The organism is Burkholderia sp. S171, from assembly GCF_009766085.1.
In the GTDB taxonomy this organism is placed as follows: Bacteria; Pseudomonadota; Gammaproteobacteria; order Burkholderiales; family Burkholderiaceae; genus Caballeronia.
The window spans coordinates 20,470-39,101 of sequence record NZ_LMUF01000019.1 but is presented as its reverse complement, the minus strand read 5'-3'; the positions used below and the strand labels follow the sequence as shown (position 1 = coordinate 39,101).

The 18,632-nt window shown below is 59.6% G+C and carries 13 protein-coding genes; 9 read left to right on the top strand and 4 right to left on the bottom strand.

Translation table 11 applies throughout. The annotated features are described in order from the left end of the window. Positions 1-121 precede the first annotated feature (121 nt). The 4 genes from GSQ93_RS11110 to folE2 all read left to right on the top strand — a co-directional run bounded on the left by GSQ93_RS11110 (position 122) and on the right by folE2 (position 4,295). Entirely contained in the window at positions 122-433 is a 312-nt protein-coding gene (locus GSQ93_RS11110; protein WP_158935703.1) for an exodeoxyribonuclease VII small subunit, read from the top strand. Beyond that, positions 430-1,314: a polyprenyl synthetase family protein gene (locus GSQ93_RS11105; protein WP_158935702.1), complete on the top strand. Its 885-nt coding sequence runs from the start codon at positions 430-432 to the stop codon at positions 1,312-1,314. Before GSQ93_RS11110 ends, GSQ93_RS11105 begins: the two co-directional genes overlap by 4 nt. Positions 1,315-1,440: 126 nt before the next feature. Then, a complete protein-coding gene (dxs, locus tag GSQ93_RS11100; protein WP_158935701.1) occupies positions 1,441-3,357 on the top strand; it encodes a 1-deoxy-D-xylulose-5-phosphate synthase in 1,917 nt (638 codons plus the stop codon). Positions 3,358-3,476: 119 nt separating this feature from the next. Further along, on the top strand, positions 3,477-4,295 hold the full coding sequence (folE2, locus tag GSQ93_RS11095; protein WP_158935700.1) for a GTP cyclohydrolase FolE2: 819 nt from the start codon (positions 3,477-3,479) through the stop codon (positions 4,293-4,295). 41 nt (positions 4,296-4,336) lie between these two features. Here folE2 and tsaD read toward each other — a convergent pair whose 3' ends face one another. Continuing rightward, complete coding sequence (gene tsaD, locus GSQ93_RS11090) at positions 4,337-5,365, bottom strand: tRNA (adenosine(37)-N6)-threonylcarbamoyltransferase complex transferase subunit TsaD (protein ID WP_158935699.1); 1,029 nt, start codon at positions 5,363-5,365, stop codon at positions 4,337-4,339. A 148-nt stretch (positions 5,366-5,513) separates the two neighbouring features. Here tsaD and GSQ93_RS11085 point away from each other — a divergent pair, with 148 nt between their 5' ends. From GSQ93_RS11085 to rpoD, 4 genes are all read left to right on the top strand, one after another. Then, on the top strand, positions 5,514-6,725 hold the full coding sequence (locus GSQ93_RS11085) for an NAD(P)/FAD-dependent oxidoreductase (protein ID WP_158935698.1): 1,212 nt from the start codon (positions 5,514-5,516) through the stop codon (positions 6,723-6,725). Positions 6,726-7,136: 411 nt separating this feature from the next. Beyond that, positions 7,137-7,583 carry a GatB/YqeY domain-containing protein gene (locus GSQ93_RS11080; RefSeq protein WP_158935697.1) on the top strand — a complete coding sequence of 149 codons (447 nt, stop codon included), beginning with the start codon at positions 7,137-7,139 and terminating at the stop codon, positions 7,581-7,583. Positions 7,584-7,666: 83 nt separating this feature from the next. Next, positions 7,667-9,556 carry a DNA primase gene (gene dnaG, locus GSQ93_RS11075; RefSeq protein WP_158935696.1) on the top strand — a complete coding sequence of 630 codons (1,890 nt, stop codon included), beginning with the start codon at positions 7,667-7,669 and terminating at the stop codon, positions 9,554-9,556. 366 nt (positions 9,557-9,922) lie between these two features. Then, the gene (rpoD, locus tag GSQ93_RS11070; RefSeq protein WP_158935737.1) at positions 9,923-12,286 is read left to right on the top strand and encodes an RNA polymerase sigma factor RpoD; all 2,364 of its coding nucleotides are present in this window, start codon (positions 9,923-9,925) and stop codon (positions 12,284-12,286) included. Positions 12,287-13,132: 846 nt separating this feature from the next. Here rpoD and GSQ93_RS11065 read toward each other — a convergent pair. The 3 genes from GSQ93_RS11065 to GSQ93_RS11055 all read right to left on the bottom strand — a co-directional run bounded on the left by GSQ93_RS11065 (position 13,133) and on the right by GSQ93_RS11055 (position 16,700). Then, positions 13,133-14,905, bottom strand: coding sequence for a chloride channel protein (locus GSQ93_RS11065; protein WP_158935695.1), 1,773 nt, complete (start codon positions 14,903-14,905; stop codon positions 13,133-13,135). An 87-nt stretch (positions 14,906-14,992) separates the two neighbouring features. Then, entirely contained in the window at positions 14,993-15,406 is a 414-nt protein-coding gene (locus GSQ93_RS11060; RefSeq protein ID WP_158935694.1) for a MarR family winged helix-turn-helix transcriptional regulator, read from the bottom strand. Positions 15,407-15,560: 154 nt separating this feature from the next. Next, on the bottom strand, positions 15,561-16,700 hold the full coding sequence (locus GSQ93_RS11055; RefSeq protein WP_158935693.1) for an HPP family protein: 1,140 nt from the start codon (positions 16,698-16,700) through the stop codon (positions 15,561-15,563). A 1,192-nt stretch (positions 16,701-17,892) separates the two neighbouring features. Here GSQ93_RS11055 and GSQ93_RS11050 point away from each other — a divergent pair. Next, entirely contained in the window at positions 17,893-18,618 is a 726-nt protein-coding gene (locus GSQ93_RS11050; protein ID WP_158935692.1) for a type IV pili methyl-accepting chemotaxis transducer N-terminal domain-containing protein, read from the top strand. The last annotated feature ends 14 nt before the right edge of the window (positions 18,619-18,632 follow it).

The following is an 18,632-nucleotide window of genomic DNA, read 5'->3' as shown; positions in this document are numbered from 1 at the left end:
GGCGGTAATGGCCTGAGACAGGCCACAGGCATGGGTGAGAGCACGCTGAAGGTCGGAAAAGCAGCTTTTGCCGTAGAATGTCCGACTTGTTTCCCAAAATCCGACATTACACCCACGATTCATGGCGAAGACCGCAACGCAGGAAGGCTCGGCTAGCGCGGACAACGCGCCGCTCCCGGAGAATTACGAAACGGCGCTGGCCGAACTGGAGGGGCTCGTGGCGCGCATGGAGGGCGGCGCGCTGAGCCTCGAAGAGTCGCTGGCGGCGTACAGGCGCGGCGCCGCGCTGGTCGGCTTTTGCCAGCAACAACTAGAGAAGGTCGAGCAGCAAGTTCGCGTGCTCGACGGCGACACACTAAAACCGCTGCCCGCCGAGGTCCAGCGCGCCACTCAGGGCGCCGGCACAACGGCAGATAACGGGGACGACTTATGACTTTCGATCAATGGATGCGCGCGAGCCTTGACCGCGTTGAAACGGCGCTGGAGCATTATTTGCCGGGAACGGACATCGCGCCGGCCAAACTGCATGAAGCCATGCGCTACGCGGTGCTCGGCGGCGGCAAGCGGGTTCGCCCGCTGTTGTGCCACGCAGCCGGCGAGCTGACCGGCGCGGGTTCGCAGCAACTGGAAGCGGCGAGCGCGGCGCTCGAGATGATTCATGTGTATTCGCTGGTGCATGACGACATGCCGGCTATGGACGACGACGCGTTGCGTCGCGGAAAACCAACGGTACATGTGCAATATGACGAAGCGACGGCATTATTGGTCGGCGACGCTTTGCAGTCGCAGGCTTTCGTTGTGCTGACGGCGGACAATGGCCTGAACGCGGCGCAGCAGGCGTCGCTTACGCGCGAACTGGCGCTGGCAAGCGGTTCGGTCGGTATGGCGGGCGGCCAGGCAATCGATCTGGAAAGCGTGGGCCGCAAGCTGTCGCGCCCGGAACTTGAAACCATGCATCGCAAGAAAACCGGTGCATTGCTGCGCGCGGCCGTGCGAATGGGTGCACTCTGTGGCGAAGCCCCTGATGCAGCCGCCATGAATGCGCTAGACGCGTACGCAGCCGCAGTCGGACTTGCGTTCCAGGTGGTAGACGACATTCTCGACGTCACGGCCGACTCGGCTACGCTGGGCAAAACGGCAGGTAAGGACGCGAAGGATGACAAGCCGACCTACGTGTCGATCATCGGACTCGATGCATCGCGCGAGCTGGCGGCACAACTGGGCCGCGATGCGCACGCCGCGCTCGCGCCTTTTGGCCCGCGTGCCGGTCGGCTCGGGGAATTAGCTGACCTGGTTGTGAACCGGGTGCACTGAAACATACGATAAAACGCGGGACCGGCGGGCGTGCCTGGTGCAATTTGCGCTCCTTACACAGGCTGTTTTAAACAGCGCCGGGTAACAACCGAACGGCTTCCGCCAGTTTTCCTAAATGGGACGACGATGTACGACTTGCTGAAAACCATCGACGATCCGGCCGCCTTGCGCGCCCTGGACCGCCACGAACTAAAACCGCTGGCCGAAGAGCTGCGTGCCTACGTGCTCGATAGCGTGTCGCAGACGGGCGGGCACTTGTCGTCGAACCTCGGAACGGTCGAACTGACGATCGCGCTCCATTACGTCTTCGACACCCCGCACGATCGAATTGTGTGGGACGTGGGTCATCAGACTTATCCGCACAAGATCCTGACCGGCCGTCGCGACCAGATGAAGACGCTGCGCCAGGCCGGCGGTATTTCCGGCTTCCCGCGCCGCAGCGAATCGAAATACGACACCTTTGGCACCGCGCATTCCAGCACGTCGATTTCGGCGGCGCTCGGCATGGCGATCGCCAGCAAACTGCAGGGCGACAACCGTTATTCGATCGCGGTGATCGGCGACGGTGCGATGACCGCCGGCATGGCATTCGAGGCCATGAACAATGCAGGCGTGGCCGACGACGTGCCGCTGCTCGTGATCCTGAACGACAACGACATGTCGATCTCCCCGCCGGTGGGCGCGTTGAATCGCCATCTCGCGCGCTTGATGTCCGGGCGTTTCTACGCAGCGGCGCGTGCCGGCGTTGAACGCGTGCTGCGCGTGGCTCCTCCTATGCTGGACCTCGCGCGCAAGCTCGAGGAACACGCGAAGGGCATGATTGTTCCGGCCACGTTGTTCGAAGAATTTGGCTTCAACTACATCGGTCCGATTGATGGGCACGATCTGGAATCGCTGATTCCGACGCTGCAAAACATCAAGGAATTGCGCGGCCCGCAGTTCCTGCACGTCGTGACGAAGAAGGGGCAGGGTTACAAACTCGCCGAAGCCGATCCGGTGCTCTATCACGGTCCCGGCAAGTTCAATCCGGCAGAAGGCATCAAGCCTTCGACGGCGCCATCGAAGAAGACTTATACGCAAGTCTTCGGCGAATGGCTGTGCGACGCCGCCGAGCAGGATTCGCGGGTCGTCGGCATCACGCCGGCCATGCGCGAAGGCTCGGGCATGGTGGAGTTTGAAAAGCGTTTTCCTGATCGTTATTTCGATGTCGGTATAGCGGAACAACACGCCGTGACGTTCGCGGGCGGTCTTGCCGCCGACGGCATGCGCCCGGTTGTCGCAATCTATTCCACCTTCTTGCAGCGCGCCTACGATCAGTTGATCCATGACGTCGCGTTACAGAACCTGCCGGTGGTATTCGCTATCGATCGCGCCGGTCTGGTGGGAGCGGACGGCGCGACGCACGCGGGTAATTACGATCTCGCGTTCCTGCGCTGCATCCCGAACATGACGGTGATGGCGGCTTCAGACGAAGACGAATGTCGTCAGATGCTTTACACGGCGTTGCAGCAGCCCAATCCTTCCGCCGTGCGTTATCCGCGCGGTGCCGGCACGGGCGTGAAGATCGTCAAGAAAATGACCGCTATTCCTCTCGGCAAGGGCGAAGTTCGCCGCGACTCGACGCAGAAAATGGGTTCCGGCAAGCGCATCGCGATCCTTGCGTTCGGCACCATGGTCGCCCCCGCGTTGGCGGCGGCTGAGGAACTGGACGCCACCGTCGCGAACATGCGCTTCGTGAAGCCAATCGATGCCGAATTGCTGCGTGAACTCGCCGCCACCCACGACGCGCTCGTGACCGTGGAAGAAGGCGCGATCATGGGCGGCGCGGGCTCGGCATGCGTGGAAAGCCTGTTGGCGAGCGCGGTCATCAAGCCTGTGCTGCAGTTGGGCTTGCCCGATCTTTTCATCGATCACGGCGATCCGGTCAAGCTGCTGGCATCGTGCGGGCTGGATGGTGCTGGCATTGCCAACTCGATTCGCGAGCGCTTCCTGAATAACGCCGTCGAAACCGATGCAGGCAAGCTGACGAAACGCGTCGCCTGATTGCAGAACGTGATTGAAGAACGTGTGGTGAAGACGGGCGTCGGGGACGCCTGTCTGGTTTCATCCGTGGGCGTCCAAGGTTCGCGCGACGAGATTTACGCCACGGACAAGGAAAAAGAATGAATCAGATGAATCCCGCCTTTGCGATGCCCGATGTTCAGAGTTCGCTCGACGTCCGGCAGATCCCAATCCAGCGCGTGGGCGTAAAAGCAGTTCGATACCCGCTGACTATCCGCACCTCCAGCGGCGAATTGCAGCCGGGCGTTGGTCTCTGGAATCTTGACGTTCATCTTCCCGCCGATCAAAAAGGCACGCACATGTCGCGCTTCGTCGCCTTGCTCGACGAACATCGCGCGCCGCTCGACCAGGCCGCATTCCGCATCATGCTCGCGTCGATGCTGGCGAAGCTTGAAGCGCATTCGGGTCGTATCGAGGTTTCGCTTCCGTACTTCGTCATGAAGACCGCGCCGGTGTCTGGCGTGCAAAGCCTGATGGATTATGAGGTTACGTTGACTGGCGAAGTGCGTGGCGGCGAAACGCGGATCTCGCTGAAAGTGCTCGTGCCGGTCACCAGCCTCTGCCCTTGCTCGAAGCAGATTTCTCAGTACGGCGCGCATAACCAGCGCTCGCACGTGACTATCGCGGCGGAGTTCGAGGGTGATGTCGCAATTGAGGACTTGATCCGGATCGCGGAAGAGGAAGCGTCGTGCGAGTTGTGGGGTTTGCTGAAGCGGCCCGACGAGAAGTTCGTGACCGAGCGTGCTTACGAGAATCCCAAATTCGTTGAAGACCTCGTCCGCGATGTCGCCACGCGACTGAATGCGGACGAACGGATTGTGTCGTATGTGCTGGAAGCCGAGAACTTCGAGTCGATCCACAACCACAGCGCCTACGCCGTGATCGAGCATGACAAGCGGGTTTCAGCTCTGGCTGTTTGAGGCGCTGAGACGGTGATGGCGCCTCACGTTGGTGCAGCCACTTACGCAGCCGCCAGCGATGTCAGGTCCCAGCGCGGTTTCACCGTGAACGCATAATCGCGCACGGCCTGATCAGGCCAGCGCGCGAGACGCAATGCTCCGGCGAGGGCGATCATGGCGCCGTTATCGGTACATAGCGCCAAATCCGGGTAATGCACTTCGAAGCGACGCTTTTTCGCGGCGGCGGACAGTGCCTCGCGCAATTGCCGGTTCGCGCCCACTCCGCCGGCCACGACCAGCCGGTTCAGGCCCGTCTGCTTTAATGCCGCGATCGATTTCGTAGTCAGCACATCGACGGCCGCATCGACAAAACCTCGCGCCAGATCCGCTTTCGATTGCTCGCAGATGTTCGCGCCAAGCTTGCGGCTGTGCGTCAGTACTGCGGTTTTTAATCCGCTGAAGCTGAAATCCAGATCGCCGGAATGCAGCATCGGGCGCGGCAGTTTAACTGCGCCGGATGTACCGAATTCGGCGAGCCGCGAGACTTCCGGGCCGCCCGGATAACCGAGGCCCAGCAGTTTTGCGGTTTTGTCGAAGGCTTCGCCGGCGGCGTCGTCCAGCGTCTCTCCGAGCGTTTCATACTCACCTACGTCGGTTACGCGCATCAATTGCGTATGGCCGCCCGACACCAATAACGCGACGAACGGAAACGGCGGCGGCTCGCTCACCAGCAGCGGCGACAGCAGATGCCCTTCCAGATGATGAATCCCGACGGTCGGCAAGTCCCACGCCATGGCTAATGCATTGGCAATGCTCGCGCCCACCAGCAGCGCTCCGGCTAGACCAGGTCCTTGCGTGAACGCAATAGCGTCGATATCCGTTGGCACCGTGCCGGCTTCCGCCATGACCTGTTCGAGGAGTGGCAATGCCCGGCGGATGTGGTCGCGAGAGGCGAGTTCCGGCACTACACCGCCGTATTCCCGATGCATGGCGATTTGCGAATGCAGCGCGTGCGAAAGCAGGCCGCGGTCGGTGTCGTAGAGCGCAAGGCCGGTTTCGTCGCAGGAACTTTCGATGCCTAGAACAAGCATGGGGCAGAGGTGTTTGGATTAACAAACGAGTATAGCAGTGGGCGGGTTTAGGCTCGTTCGCCCGACGGCGTTGCTCCAGGACGATTACACCGTCGCCCGCAGTCCAATCCCCTCGAACCCAAGCACACCACCCGTTACAATGCGCGCCATGGAAACCTACGATATTGCAGTCATTGGCGCGGGCGCTGCGGGCATGATGTGCGCCGCGGTAGCCGCGCAAAGCGGCCGCCGGGTGGTCCTGATCGACCACGCGGAACGGCTCGCGGAAAAAATCCGCATCTCGGGTGGCGGCCGCTGCAACTTCACGAATATCAATGCCGGACCGGCCAACTTCCTCTCGGCGAATCCGCATTTTTGCCGCTCGGCGCTTGCTCGCTACACGCCGCAGAATTTTCTCGCGCTGCTCAAGCGTCATCGTGTGGATTGGCATGAGAAACACAAGGGCCAGCTTTTCTGCGATGACTCCAGCGAATCGATCATCCAGCTTCTGAAAAGCGAATGCGACGCGGGCGGCGTGACGTGGCGCCGGCCAGTCACCGTCGATACGATTCGCCACGACGGCGCCCGGTTTTTCCTCGACAGCAACGCGGGCACGATTTCAAGCGCCGCGCTTGTCGTCGCAACCGGCGGCCTGTCGATCCCGAAAATCGGCGCGACGGATTTCGCGTATCGGCTGGCGAAGCAATTCGGCCACAAGCTCATTGATACCCGTCCCGCCCTGGTGCCACTGACCTTCGCGCCGGCCGACTGGGAGCCGTTCGCGGCGTTATCCGGCTTGTCGGTGCCGGTCGAACTCAGCGCGGGCGCGGGTCGCGGGCGTGGGGAATTCAACGAGGACCTGCTGCTCACGCACCGCGGTTTATCGGGGCCGGGCGTGCTGCAGATTTCGAGCTACTGGAACCCGTCGGAGCCCATTTGCATTGACCTGTTACCCGGCGTCGACGCCACCAGCGAACTGATCGCGGCCAAGCGGGAATCGCGCAAGCAAGTCGGCACGTTTCTCGCCGAACGTGTGCCGGCAAGGCTCGCCCAAACCTGGCTCGACGTGCAGCGTGTCCCCACCGATGCCCGTCTCGCCGATCTTCCCGACAAAACGCTGCGCCAGATTGGCGAATCGCTGTCGCGCTGGACGCTCACGCCGAACGGCACGGAGGGGTATCGGAAGGCCGAGGTCACGCGCGGCGGCGTGGACACCCGGGAACTGTCATCCACGACCATGATGAGTTCGCGCGTTTCGGGTTTATATTTCATCGGCGAGGCGGTCGATGTTACCGGCTGGCTCGGCGGCTACAACTTCCAGTGGGCATGGGCGTCGGGCGTGGCGGCGGGCAAAGCGGCGGCCGAACTAGTTCGTGCCTAGAACCGCAAAGGCATGACCAGTATGGTTTTTAGCCGTAAGGGCCGGTATCCGTGCAAGGCCGTTTCCCCTGGGAAATCCTGGTTTCGACCTGCTATACTGCTTCGTTCGTAGCGGCAATTGACAGGCAATCTGTAGGCAATTGACGGGCAATTGGCACAAGCGGGGCGCGAGCGCAAATGAGTGAAACCGGGCGGTGATCCATGAAGATAGAAGACGATCCCTGCCGCGAGCGGCCACTCGACCAGTCTCGGGACCCTGCCTATGCGTCGTTCCGGCCAGCTTCAAAAAGTACCCGAATCACCCCGTTCATGATCCCGCTTGAGGAAACGTCCCAAGCGGGTTTTTGCTTTAGCGCCATGAACGGCTGACGTCCGCATTCTTTCAACACAGCACCAGCAGAGTTCCCAAGCGATGAGCCTCAAAGACCAGATCACCGACGACATGAAAACCGCGATGCGCGCCCGCGAAACCGATCGCCTCGGCACCATCCGGCTGCTGCTTTCGGCAATCAAGCAGCGCGAAGTCGACGAGCGCGTGACGCTGGACGACGCAGCCATCACGGCAGTCATCGACAAAATGATCAAGCAGCGCAAGGACTCGATCAGCCAGTTCCAGACGGCCGGACGCGACGACCTGGTGGCGAAGGAACAAGCCGAGCTGGGCGTGCTGGCAGCCTATATGCCTGAGCAGATGTCGAATGAAGCGATCAACGCCGAGATTCAGGCAGCTGTGACGGCGACCGGCGCCGCAGGACCCCAGGACATGGGCAAGGTGATGGCCGTGCTGAAATCAAAGCTGGCGGGCCGTGCAGATATGACGGCGGTGTCGGGCCTGGTCAAAGCAGCGCTCGCCAAATAAGCTTACGAAATAAGCTTGAAAATGAGTTTGCCAAATAAGCCTGCTTAAGTGCTTAAGAAAGTCTGACCAAGAAAACTCACTAAGTGATTCCGCATTCGTTTCTTCAGGACTTGCTGAACCGCGTCGATATCGTCGACGTGGTGGGCAAGTCCGTCCAGTTGAAGAAGGGCGGCGCGAACTTCATGGGCCTGTGCCCGTTCCATAACGAGAAGAGCCCGTCGTTCACCGTCAGCCCGACGAAGCAGTTCTATCACTGCTTTGGCTGCGGCGCGCATGGCACGGCAATCAGTTTTCTCATGGAGCACGCCGGGCTCACGTTCCCCGAAGCAGTCAAGGATCTCGCCCAGTCGTGCGGTCTGACCGTGCCGCAGGAACCGTCGATGCGCGGTGGAGTGGGCGGCGGGTCGGGCGGCGAAGGTTACGCGCCCGCGCCGAGCAAAGCCGTCAGCGTCGCGTTGACTGAAGTCATGCAGACCGCCTGCGAGTTCTATCGCAAGCAGTTGCGGGGCGCGCCCAACGCGATCGAATATTTGAAAAAGCGTGGCCTGACGGGCGAAATTGCGTTGCGCTTCGGGCTCGGTTACGCGCCGGACGGCTGGCAGAGCCTTGAAACGGCTTTCCCCGATTACAAGAACGACAATCTGGTGGAAGCGGGTCTGGTGATCGTCAGCGAGAAAAGCGACAACCAGGGCCAGTCTCGTCGATACGATCGCTTCCGCGAACGCGTCATGTTCCCTATCCGGAACGTGAAGGGCAATGTGATCGGCTTTGGCGGCCGCGTGCTCGACGGCGGCGAGCCGAAGTACCTGAATTCGCCCGAAACGCCGTTATTCAGCAAGGGCAGCGAGTTATACGGCCTTTTTGAAGCGCGGCTGGCGATTCGTGAACTCGGCTATGCGCTGGTCGTCGAAGGGTATATGGATGTGGTCGCGCTGGCGCAATTGGGTTTTGCGAACGCGGTTGCCACGCTCGGCACGGCTTGCACGCCAATCCACGTACAAAAGCTGTTTCGTCAGACAGATACTGTCGTATTCAGTTTCGATGGCGATTCGGCTGGCCGTCGCGCGGCGCGCCGTGCACTGGACGCCTGTTTGCCGCATGCCGCCGACAACCGCACGATCCGCTTCCTGTTCCTGCCGAAGGAACACGACCCGGACAGCTATGTGCGGGAATTCGGCACTGATGGTTTCGGCGAACAGGTCGATCGCGCGATGCCGCTGTCGCAGTTCCTGCTGAACGAAGTCCTGAACGACAAGGAACTCGACCAGCCGGAAGGCCGCGCCAAGGCGCTCTTTGACGCCAAGCCGCTGCTTCAGGCGTTACCGGCGAACGCGTTGCGCGTGCAGATCCTGCACATGCTGGCCGATCGGCTGAGTACACCGTTTGGCGAAATCGCGGCATTGTGTGACATCGATTCGCGAGCAGCGGCCGTTGCCCGGGCTGCGCTGCCAAAGAGCGAGCGACGTCGCGTAAAGGGCCATGAACAGCGCGCGCTGCGTAACCTGGTGATGTACCCGGCCATCTACGCCACGCTCGATCACGAAAGCGAGCAGACGCTGGTCGCCATGACCGAGCACGGCGAGTTGTTCAGCGAGGTGATCGGGCACGCGCGGGAACTGGGAGAAACGGCGGAATTCCAGATGCTGTCGGATCTGTTGCGAAACGCCGCAAATGCCCCGACTTACGAGGATATCTTCCAGGAAATTCTCGCCTATGATGAAAATGTACGGGACCTGTTGATGCGCGATCCGGCCGACGAAGGCGCAAACGAACGCGTACAAGAGCAGAAAAAGCTGCTCGCGGAAGAGTTGCATGCAACGGTTGTCAAGTTGCGTCACGACAGCTATAGGAATCGGCTGGATCAACTGGCGCAGCAATCGAGCTTGACTGCGGAAGAAATTGCCGAATTTTCAGATTTATCGGCTAAAGCTGCTCAAATTAAGGCCTTGCGCGGGGTGAGTCGGGACATTTAAGACACGCATGCTACAATTAAAGGTTTTCAGCAAGTTGTTTTTTTGACTTTTGTGCTCATTTGCGAAAGAGGTGAGGCACGCATGGTTAAGACTGCTAGCGGGAAGAAAACGACGGTACGCGGCTCGAGCGAGTCGAAACGGGCAGTGGCCCATAGCCGTTCAGTTCCTTCCCCCGGAGCGTCGAAGACCAGGGCAATCGCCATTCCCTCTCCGCCATTTGGTACAAGTAAAAAAAACTCGATTGCGTCGGCAGTGAGTAGAGGGTCTACGGGGTCTACGGGGTCTACAGGGTCGGTCAGAACGGCGAAAGTCGTGAGGCCGGTGGGCAAGCAGACGCCGGGTCAGTCGAAGGATCAGGTTGGCCTGATGGCGGATGAGACTGGCAGGAGTGGCAAGGCCGGAAATTCGGCCGGCAAGCAAGCGAGTGCAACGGAAGCGGCTGCTAATGCGGGCCGGAAACGCAACACGATGCAGGAGTCGAAGCTGGCTCGCGTGCGCGTTGTGAAGCGGGGACCGGCGCAGGACTCGGGGCGACGCACTGCCAAGGGGACGCAGGACAAGGCAGCGCGCGCATATTCTGTATCCACGGTTCCATCGGCTGTCGTCCAGCAGCCGCGAGTCGAGACTAAAGCCGGTACGGCGAACTCCATGACGAAAAAGCTGAACGAAGTACCCGTCGATGACGACGCAACGCAGAACGCGCAAAACGTGCAGGCCGACCCGGCCGCGGCCCCTGCTGCGGATGCTGTAGCCGCGCCTCCGGTCAAGGTCGAAAAGGTCAAGGCGCGCGACCGGCGTGCGAAGGAAAAAGCGCTGTTGAAGGACGCGTTCGCCTCAAGCGCGCCCGGTACGGTTGAAGAGCTCGAGGAGCGGCGTGCGAAGCTGCGCGCGCTGATTAAACTCGGCAAGGAACGCGGCTTCCTGACCTACGCTGAAATCAACGATCACCTGCCCGATAACTTCACGGAAACGGAAGCTATCGAAGGGATCATCAGCACGTTCAACGACATGGGCGTGGCGGTCTACGAGCAAGCGCCCGACGCTGAAACGCTGCTGCTCAACGACAACGCCCCGGCGGCTTCATCGGACGATGAAGTCGAAGAGGAAGCCGAAGTTGCGCTTTCCACTGTCGACTCCGAGTTTGGCCGAACGACCGATCCGGTCCGCATGTACATGCGTGAAATGGGCACGGTCGAACTGCTGACGCGCGAAGGCGAAATCGAGATCGCGAAGCGGATTGAAGACGGCCTCAAGCACATGGTCATGGCCATTTCTGCTTGCCCGACGACCATCGCTGACATCCTGGCCATGGCCGAGCGCGTGCAGAACGAAGAAACGCGCGTGGACGAACTGGTCGACGGCCTGATCGACCCGAACGCCGCCGATGCTGATGGTTTCTCCGAGCAGGAAGCGGAAGCTATCGAAAGCGAAGAGGAAGAAGAGGAAGAGCCGAGCGAGGACGAGGAAGAAGTCGACGAAACCACCGCTCAGGCCAACGCCAACGCCGCTCAGCTGGAAGCGCTCAAGCGTGCGTCGCTCGAGAAGTTCTCGCTGATCAGCGAGTGGTTCGACAAGATGCGTCGCGCGTACGAGAAGGAAGGTTATAAGTCGAAGGCTTATCTGAAGGCGCAAGAAGCCATTCAGACCGAGCTGATGACCATCCGCTTCACCGCGCGGACTGTCGAGCGTTTGTGCGACACATTGCGCGCGCAAGTGGACGAAGTGCGTCAGGTGGAACGTCAGATCCTGCATACCGTCGTCGATAAATGTGGCATGCCCCGTGCCGAATTCATCGCCCGTTTCCCGGGTAGCGAAACGGACCTCGAGTGGTCGGAGAAGGTCGTCGCCGAGAACCATGGCTATAGCGTGATTTTGGCGCGTAACGTGCCGGCAATTCGCGAACAGCAGCAACGTTTGCTCGACTTGCAAGCGCGGGTTGTGTTGCCGTTGAAGGACCTGAAGGAAACCAATCGCCAGATGGCGGCGGGTGAACTGAAGGCGCGTCAGGCGAAGCGCGAAATGACGGAAGCGAACTTGCGTCTCGTGATTTCGATCGCCAAGAAGTACACGAACCGCGGTCTGCAATTCCTGGATCTGATCCAGGAAGGCAACATCGGGTTGATGAAGGCGGTGGACAAGTTCGAATATCGTCGCGGTTATAAGTTCTCGACGTATGCAACGTGGTGGATTCGTCAGGCCATCACGCGGTCGATTGCCGACCAGGCGCGCACCATCCGGATTCCGGTTCATATGATCGAAACGATCAACAAGATGAACCGTATTTCGCGGCAGATCCTGCAGGAAACCGGGCTTGAGCCGGATCCGGCAACGCTCGCTGAAAAGATGGAAATGCCGGAAGACAAGATCCGCAAGATCATGAAGATCGCGAAAGAGCCGATCTCCATGGAAACGCCGATCGGGGACGACGACGATTCGCATCTTGGCGACTTTATCGAAGATACGAACACGGTGGCGCCGGCCGATGCCGCGCTGCACGCCAGCATGCGCGACGTGGTGAAGGACGTGCTCGATTCACTGACGCCGCGCGAGGCGAAGGTGTTGCGGATGCGTTTCGGTATCGAGATGAGCACGGACCACACGCTCGAGGAAGTGGGCAAGCAGTTCGACGTGACGCGTGAGCGGATTCGCCAGATCGAGGCGAAGGCGCTGCGCAAGCTTCGTCATCCGAGCCGTTCGGACAAGCTGAAGTCGTTCCTGGAAGGGAATTGAGGTCGGGTTGGTGAAGTTAAGCGCGGCGGGCCGAATGGGTCCGCCGCGCTTGTTTTATAGGCCGTTTCAAGGCAAACTCGCAGACCTTCGCGAGCGCAAGTTCAATCGAATTCGATGCATGCCGGAAGCGTCAGTCGATGTCTTTGCTTAGTTGTTCGTTGACTCGCGGCAGGGCGTTTTCTGCCCACGGGCCGGAAGCTTGATTGATATAAGTTGTCGGCTCGGAAGACTCTGCAGTAAATCACGAAGCCGTGCTGGATCAGGGGTTTCGTGCAGTAAAAAAGCTGCTATGTGATTTCGCTTACGTCTGGACCACGCAAGGTCCTTACGTCGATAGTCATCACATACGGTAAAATGTTCGACTTTCAGGGCCTCTAGCTCATGCTTGGTTAGAGCAGCGGACTTAGCAAGGACTCGCCTAAACCATGTAGCACGGCACGGTGAGTCATGAATGGGTTGCCTTGGGGTAAGTTAGCTCTGCCCCTCGGTAGAATTGCTCAAATTCGGGGAAACCTCTGTTGCTCTCGCAGCGTGGCAATCCCGAGCGAAGCTCTCTTAGAGAGAACGTGTAGAGACTGAACGGGCAGGTCGTAAAGACAAGAGACAGTCCAGACCACAAACCCGAAAGGGGCGGTGAAAACCGTAGCTGGTAAGCATAATCCGTTGGTGCCGTGTTCGACTCACGGGAGGCCCACCAAACACTTGAAAGCCACCCTTTATGGGTGGCTTTTTCATTTATGTGCGGGGTACGGCCAAGATTCGCAATCCGTCTACGGCAGAGTCCCTTCGGCCCGGCCTGCCGGGAGGTTTATGAGTGCTCCCGGGTTGCGTCGCCTTAATGCCTGTTCACCGGTGCAACCGTTTCTTCAAGTGATGCAGGGGAGAGCGCCGGAACATCTCGCGTCGCTCCTCTTCCTCGAAGAACGCGAGCGACGGTTTCACGAGATCGCTGCGGCTGATCAAGCCCACCAGACGACGCGACTGCGGATCCGACACCACGGGCAAGCGCTCGAGTCCATGCACAGCCAGCCGATTAGACACGATCCGGCAAGTCTCCCCGGGCAATGCGACGATCGGTGTGTTTGCGCCGAACAGGTCGCTCATGACTTGAATGGCCGGATTGCCGGTTTGTGCGATCAATCCCTCACGCTCGATCATTCCTACCAACGCGCCATCTCGTATGACGGGAAACGCGCGATGGTTTTGCTTTTCCCCAAAGTATTTCGCCAGCACTTCGGCGACCGGCACATCTGCATCGATCGTCTCGACTCTTTGCGTCATCACCTCTTCGACGAAATGGCATTCAAGCGGGTCAATGCCGTACTCCCGGTAGATGTGATAACCGCGGCGCGCGATCTTCTCGGTTAGGATGGAGCGCCGCATTAGCAGCACCGTGAATCCATAGGCGACAGCCGACGCCATGAGCAGCGGCAGCAGTACGTTGGCGTCATGGGTGAGTTCGAACGCGAACACGGTTGCCATGATCGGTGCGCGCATCATGCCGCCGAGGGTCGCCGCCATGAAGACCAGCGGCCATACTGCGGGCTCTCCGCCCGGCAAGAATGGTCCGAAGATGGTTCCCATGGCCGCGCCCATCATCAGCAGCGGAGCGAGTACACCCCCGGACGTGCCGGAGCCGAGGGCGATGACCCAGATGATCGCCTTCACCAGTATCAAGCCGGCCACGACGCTGATAGCAAGATGGTTATTCAGCAGGTCGCCTATGACGTCATAGCCCACGCCGAGCGCGCGTGGCTCGACATATCCGCCGATGCCGACCGCAATACCGCCCAGCGCCGGCCACCACATCCAGTGGATGCGCAATTTGCCGAAGAGATCCTCGACCTTGTATAGCGCCGACGACAAACCCCAGGACATCGCACCGGCCATGAGACCCGCGACCACGCATGAAATGAGGCCGAGCGGACCCAGCGGGAGGGTTTGCAACGGGAACAGGGCGCCGCTCCCGATCAGAAGGGGACGCGTGAAACCGGCCACCGCGCACGCGACGGCAACGGGCAGCAGGCTACGCGGGCGCAGTTCAAACAGCAACAGTTCGACCGCGAGCAGGACCGCCGCCACAGGCGTACCGAAAACCGCCGTCATCCCGGCAACGGCGCCCGCGACGAGCAGCGTTTTGCGCTCACCAGCGGTCAAATGGAAATACTGTGCGAGCAGCGACCCCAGTGCACCGCCCGTCATGATGATGGGCCCTTCCGCACCGAACGGGCCGCCGCTGCCGATGGCGATCGCGGACGAAAAGGGCTTGAGCACAGCGACCTTCGGCGACATCTTGCTCTTACCGAACAGGATGGCTTCGATCGCTTCCGGAATGCCGTGTCCACGGATGGCTTCGCTGCCATAGCGTGCGATCAGTCCGATCACCAGTCCGCCGATGACAGGAATCACGATCACCCATAGACCGAGCGTATTTCCCGCAGGCGAGCGACCGTCGAAGGACATCGACTGGAAGAAGAAAAGGTTGGTGAAAAAGTTGATCAGGTGGAGCAGGACATACGCCGTGACCGTGCTTAATGCGCCGATCACTACGGCAATGGCGGTGATGCGCAACAGGTGAGCGTTTGCTGCAAAATCCCCTCTCGAAGCGTTTTCTTGCACACCAACTCCTCATCAATTCAGATTCGCGTTGCATCGGTGACCGGAGCGGCGCGACCTTGCTGACATGCTGCGAAGGCGGGCAGCGACTTACAAATCGATCTGCGGAATGCGGAAGGTGCCCGCAAGCGACTTCAGTTCAGCCCGATGCAGTTCCGCTAGCCGCGAGAGGATTTTCTCTCCGGGTTTAAGCAGATGAATCTCGACCTGGCGGCGATCAATTTCGCTCGGCTTTCGCTTGACCAGACCTAGCGCTTCGCACCGTGTGACGAGCGCAACTATTCCGTGGTGATGCGCCTGAAGCCGCTCAGCCAGTTCGCCAACGGTTGCCCAATCCCGGTCCGGATAACCCTTGATATGCAACAACAGCAAATATTGCAGCGGCGTAATACCTTCGTCCTGAGCGGCCTGTTCGGAGAAGCGCTCGAACCGCCGCATCTGATATCGAAACTCGGACAGCTGTTCAAAATCTTCTTTTCTCAGCGAGCGAGAAGGTTCTTTCATGGGGATAGTCCGGTCAGGGTTCTAGATCGAAATTGTATCACAGAGTGATATATATGAGCGTGTCTCGCATGCGCAGGACCGTGACGCCTTGGAGTGACGAGCGCTTGTCTGTGGATCACAGAGCACGCCAGCGATAGAAGCTTCAAGGGTGAAGCTAGGCGTGAGTTTGCCGATAAAGGCCCAGTATCAGGTCTGCCTGGGTGATCATGCCGGCGAGTTTCTCCTGCGTGTCCAGCACCGGAATATGGTGATGGCCATAAGCGGCGAATATCGGCACCAGCTTCGCAATCGAAGTGGTGACGCAGACCGTGGACACGTCGCTGGTCATGATGGATGCAACCGTCAGCGCTGAACCGGGAGCGGCGAGCCATCGCTCAATGAATGTCGCCAGCCCCTGAAGCTTTCCGGCCGCCCTATTTCTCGCGATGTCAGCAGGGGTGAGGATGCCGATCACGAACGCGTGGTCGTCGATGACGGGAAGCGCCTTGATGTTATGACGCTGGATTATGGAGGCGGCTCGTGCCACCGTCGTGCCGGATGTGACCGAAACGACGGGGCTGGACATGATTTCCGCGCAACTCAGTCCGCTGAAGCCGCGCACGTACGATTGCAGCTGTATTTCCAGCAGCAGTGATTCGAGATCCGCCGGGTCGATGTCCAGCAATTCGTTGCGACGACCGAGCACTTCCTTGAGGTCTTCTCGCGTGAATCCAGGGCTGGCCGCTGGGGATCGGGCGACTGTTTCCCTGGCTGAGCGCGCTGCATGCGGATAACGATGCCCGGTCGATGCGTGAAACACGATCGCGACTCCCAGTAGTGCGAACGACTGCGCTGCTATCGGTGCGAAGACGAATCCGAATCCGAGGGCATGCACGGCCGGCCCACCGAGCACGGCAGTGAGCGCGACGGCACCCGAGGGCGGATGCACGCACCTGAACGCGAACATTGCACCAATCGACATTGCCACTGCAATCGGCGCTGCGTCGATCGGATTGGTGATCCAGGTTGCACACGCCACGCCGATAATCGCGGAAACCATATTGCCGCCGATGATTGACCAGGGTTGGGCGAGAGGGCTTGCAGGCACAGCGAACAGCAGCACTGCGGAGGCGCCCATCGGCGCGACCAGAAGGGGGATGAACGCGTTCTCGCCCAGAAAAACATGCATCACCCCCGCGGTGAAAGCTATGCCGAGCAACGCACCGAGACAGGACCTGAATCGTTCGGGCCAAGCCAGCGCGACGGGTGCAGGGGAGAAGCTGAGAAGCCAACGTGCGAGAGCAGATCGGACCATAACGTGGAAGATAGTGTGAGCGGGCGAGGTCCCGTGAAACGTCCTCGCCGTCAGGCAGCGTCTCCTGCCGAACGCATTGAAAAAGTATGTGATTATGACATATTTTGACGTTTTCTCCAGGACGATGCCGGACGGTCATGGTAGCGCTGCCGTGACCAGGTCATGGTCCGATCATCGTCCGATACCCGGCGCAGACTAAAATAAGGTCCTCGGCAGTATCTTCGTTAATTGGATATATGATTAGAAATCCTATTTATCAATGTCAAAGATCTGGCTATTTTCCGACAGTCCCGCGATGCGGCAGATCGGGATTGGGACCGCTCTTTTCGCTCCTGCGGTGACGATTTGCGTACCTATGCGATATGTTTCTGGCGCTACGCACGTACGGTAGGCGTCATTCCAATTCTTACTCTATCTGGTTGAGACTAGTAGATTCCCCAATCCCCTTAAGTTCGACCGATTCGTGCCGTTAGTACCTTCAAGTATCGGATCATCTCCAAGTCACCACTGTAATGGCTTCAATTCACTTATTGAGGCGCCGTCGGCATTTGGGGCCCGTGCGAGAGAGACCAAAAACCATAACAAGATTCACTTTAAGGCACCTTCGGGTGCCTTTTTTGTGTGCGCGGTAATTGGCCGGTTCACCGTTAAGCCAACGTCACGCAACGGGGCGTCAGTGCCTCTTTCACTGCAGCCTGGATCGACGCGGCGCACAGTCGTAGTGCAGTGCACCATTGCATCGCACCAACTCAGGTCGCAAATCTGTGCTCAACCGCAAGCGACGAACGATCGCTTGAACGCGATGAACCCGCGACCTTCATTGAATTAGACGACCCGGCGATACGTCGTTGATTGGTAAGCCCCGCTGGGCGCAGTAATAGCCGATCAGCGCAACCTTGAAGCGTGCCAAAGAAATTACTGTCGATCCGCGTCACGCGGATTTTGGCACGGCTATTGCATTGCTTCGGTCCGGGGCCAACGGAGGCCTCAGCGTATCGAATCTACCTCGGCTGCTCGTGTAGAGCAGCCAGCAGGGACAACGGCGTCCCGAGCGTCAACTATGCGACCGAGCAATCGGGGCGCGGTTGCTGCTCGGGACGTTTTTTTTTGCGCGCTCGATCAACCATCACGAGTCTCGTTCCGGTTCACGCTTGGTGATCGGGTCAACGGTCTCGGAATATCGGCCTTAAACATGAAGCAGTGGACACACTCAAGCCGCGAAGACATTTCTGCGCAGACCATCGGACAGCTCATCAATCTGTCGGGGAGGCAGCGGATGCTCTCGCAGCGGATCGTTCTGCATGTGCTGCTTGCGTCCCACGGCGATAGGGCCGCACTGATGGTGGTCAAGGACTGCCTGGTTACGTTTGCGCAAACGCACGCCGACCTCGTAAGCAGCGATGGTTCGTTGAGGGGCGTATTTTCGGAAGCCCTGCATCAGCTGTATTTCGGCACTCGAAACGCAGACGAAAGGATCCAGCGATTCATCGCGCAAGCGCATCAAGCAGTTCTGTGTATGGAGTCGGGCACGACAGACGGGCGCGAGAAGACCGACGCACTCGTTGTTCAGGCCACGCCGCTGCTCGAACTCCTGCAGGAAATAACGCTCGCGTATCAACAGGAGATGCGCAGCATCGAGACTGCTTCACTCAAGCGTCAGCGTGACATTGCTGAACAGCTCGGAAGCATCTCCATGCAGGCGAACATCGTGGCCCTCAATGCGCGCATTGCAGCCGCGCGTGCGGGGCAATTCGGCCGGGAATTTGCGGTGATCACCACGGTACTCGCCGACATCATCAAGGAGATGGACCAGCTGATCCACAGCGTTGTCAACACGCGTAGCGCCGACGAGGCGTCGCCTCAAAGCAGCGTTCACCCGCAAGGTCGGCACATCCGTGCTGATCGCGCTTTTCAATAGCCTTCGCCCCGTGA

What these genes read in the sequence shown, in the direction of transcription:
- folE2 (WP_158935700.1), top strand. Translation starts at nt 3,477, where the DNA reads ATGAATCAGATGAATCCCGCCTTTGCGATGCCCGATGTTCAGAGTTCG.
- GSQ93_RS11060 (WP_158935694.1), bottom strand. Translation starts at nt 15,406, where the DNA reads ATGAAAGAACCTTCTCGCTCGCTGAGAAAAGAAGATTTTGAACAGCTG.
- tsaD (WP_158935699.1), bottom strand. Translation starts at nt 5,365, where the DNA reads ATGCTTGTTCTAGGCATCGAAAGTTCCTGCGACGAAACCGGCCTTGCG.
- GSQ93_RS11080 (WP_158935697.1), top strand. Translation starts at nt 7,137, where the DNA reads ATGAGCCTCAAAGACCAGATCACCGACGACATGAAAACCGCGATGCGC.
- rpoD (WP_158935737.1), top strand. Translation starts at nt 9,923, where the DNA reads ATGGCGGATGAGACTGGCAGGAGTGGCAAGGCCGGAAATTCGGCCGGC.
- dxs (WP_158935701.1), top strand. Translation starts at nt 1,441, where the DNA reads ATGTACGACTTGCTGAAAACCATCGACGATCCGGCCGCCTTGCGCGCC.
- GSQ93_RS11110 (WP_158935703.1), top strand. Translation starts at nt 122, where the DNA reads ATGGCGAAGACCGCAACGCAGGAAGGCTCGGCTAGCGCGGACAACGCG.
- GSQ93_RS11055 (WP_158935693.1), bottom strand. Translation starts at nt 16,700, where the DNA reads ATGGTCCGATCTGCTCTCGCACGTTGGCTTCTCAGCTTCTCCCCTGCA.
- GSQ93_RS11105 (WP_158935702.1), top strand. Translation starts at nt 430, where the DNA reads ATGACTTTCGATCAATGGATGCGCGCGAGCCTTGACCGCGTTGAAACG.
- GSQ93_RS11050 (WP_158935692.1), top strand. Translation starts at nt 17,893, where the DNA reads ATGAAGCAGTGGACACACTCAAGCCGCGAAGACATTTCTGCGCAGACC.
- GSQ93_RS11085 (WP_158935698.1), top strand. Translation starts at nt 5,514, where the DNA reads ATGGAAACCTACGATATTGCAGTCATTGGCGCGGGCGCTGCGGGCATG.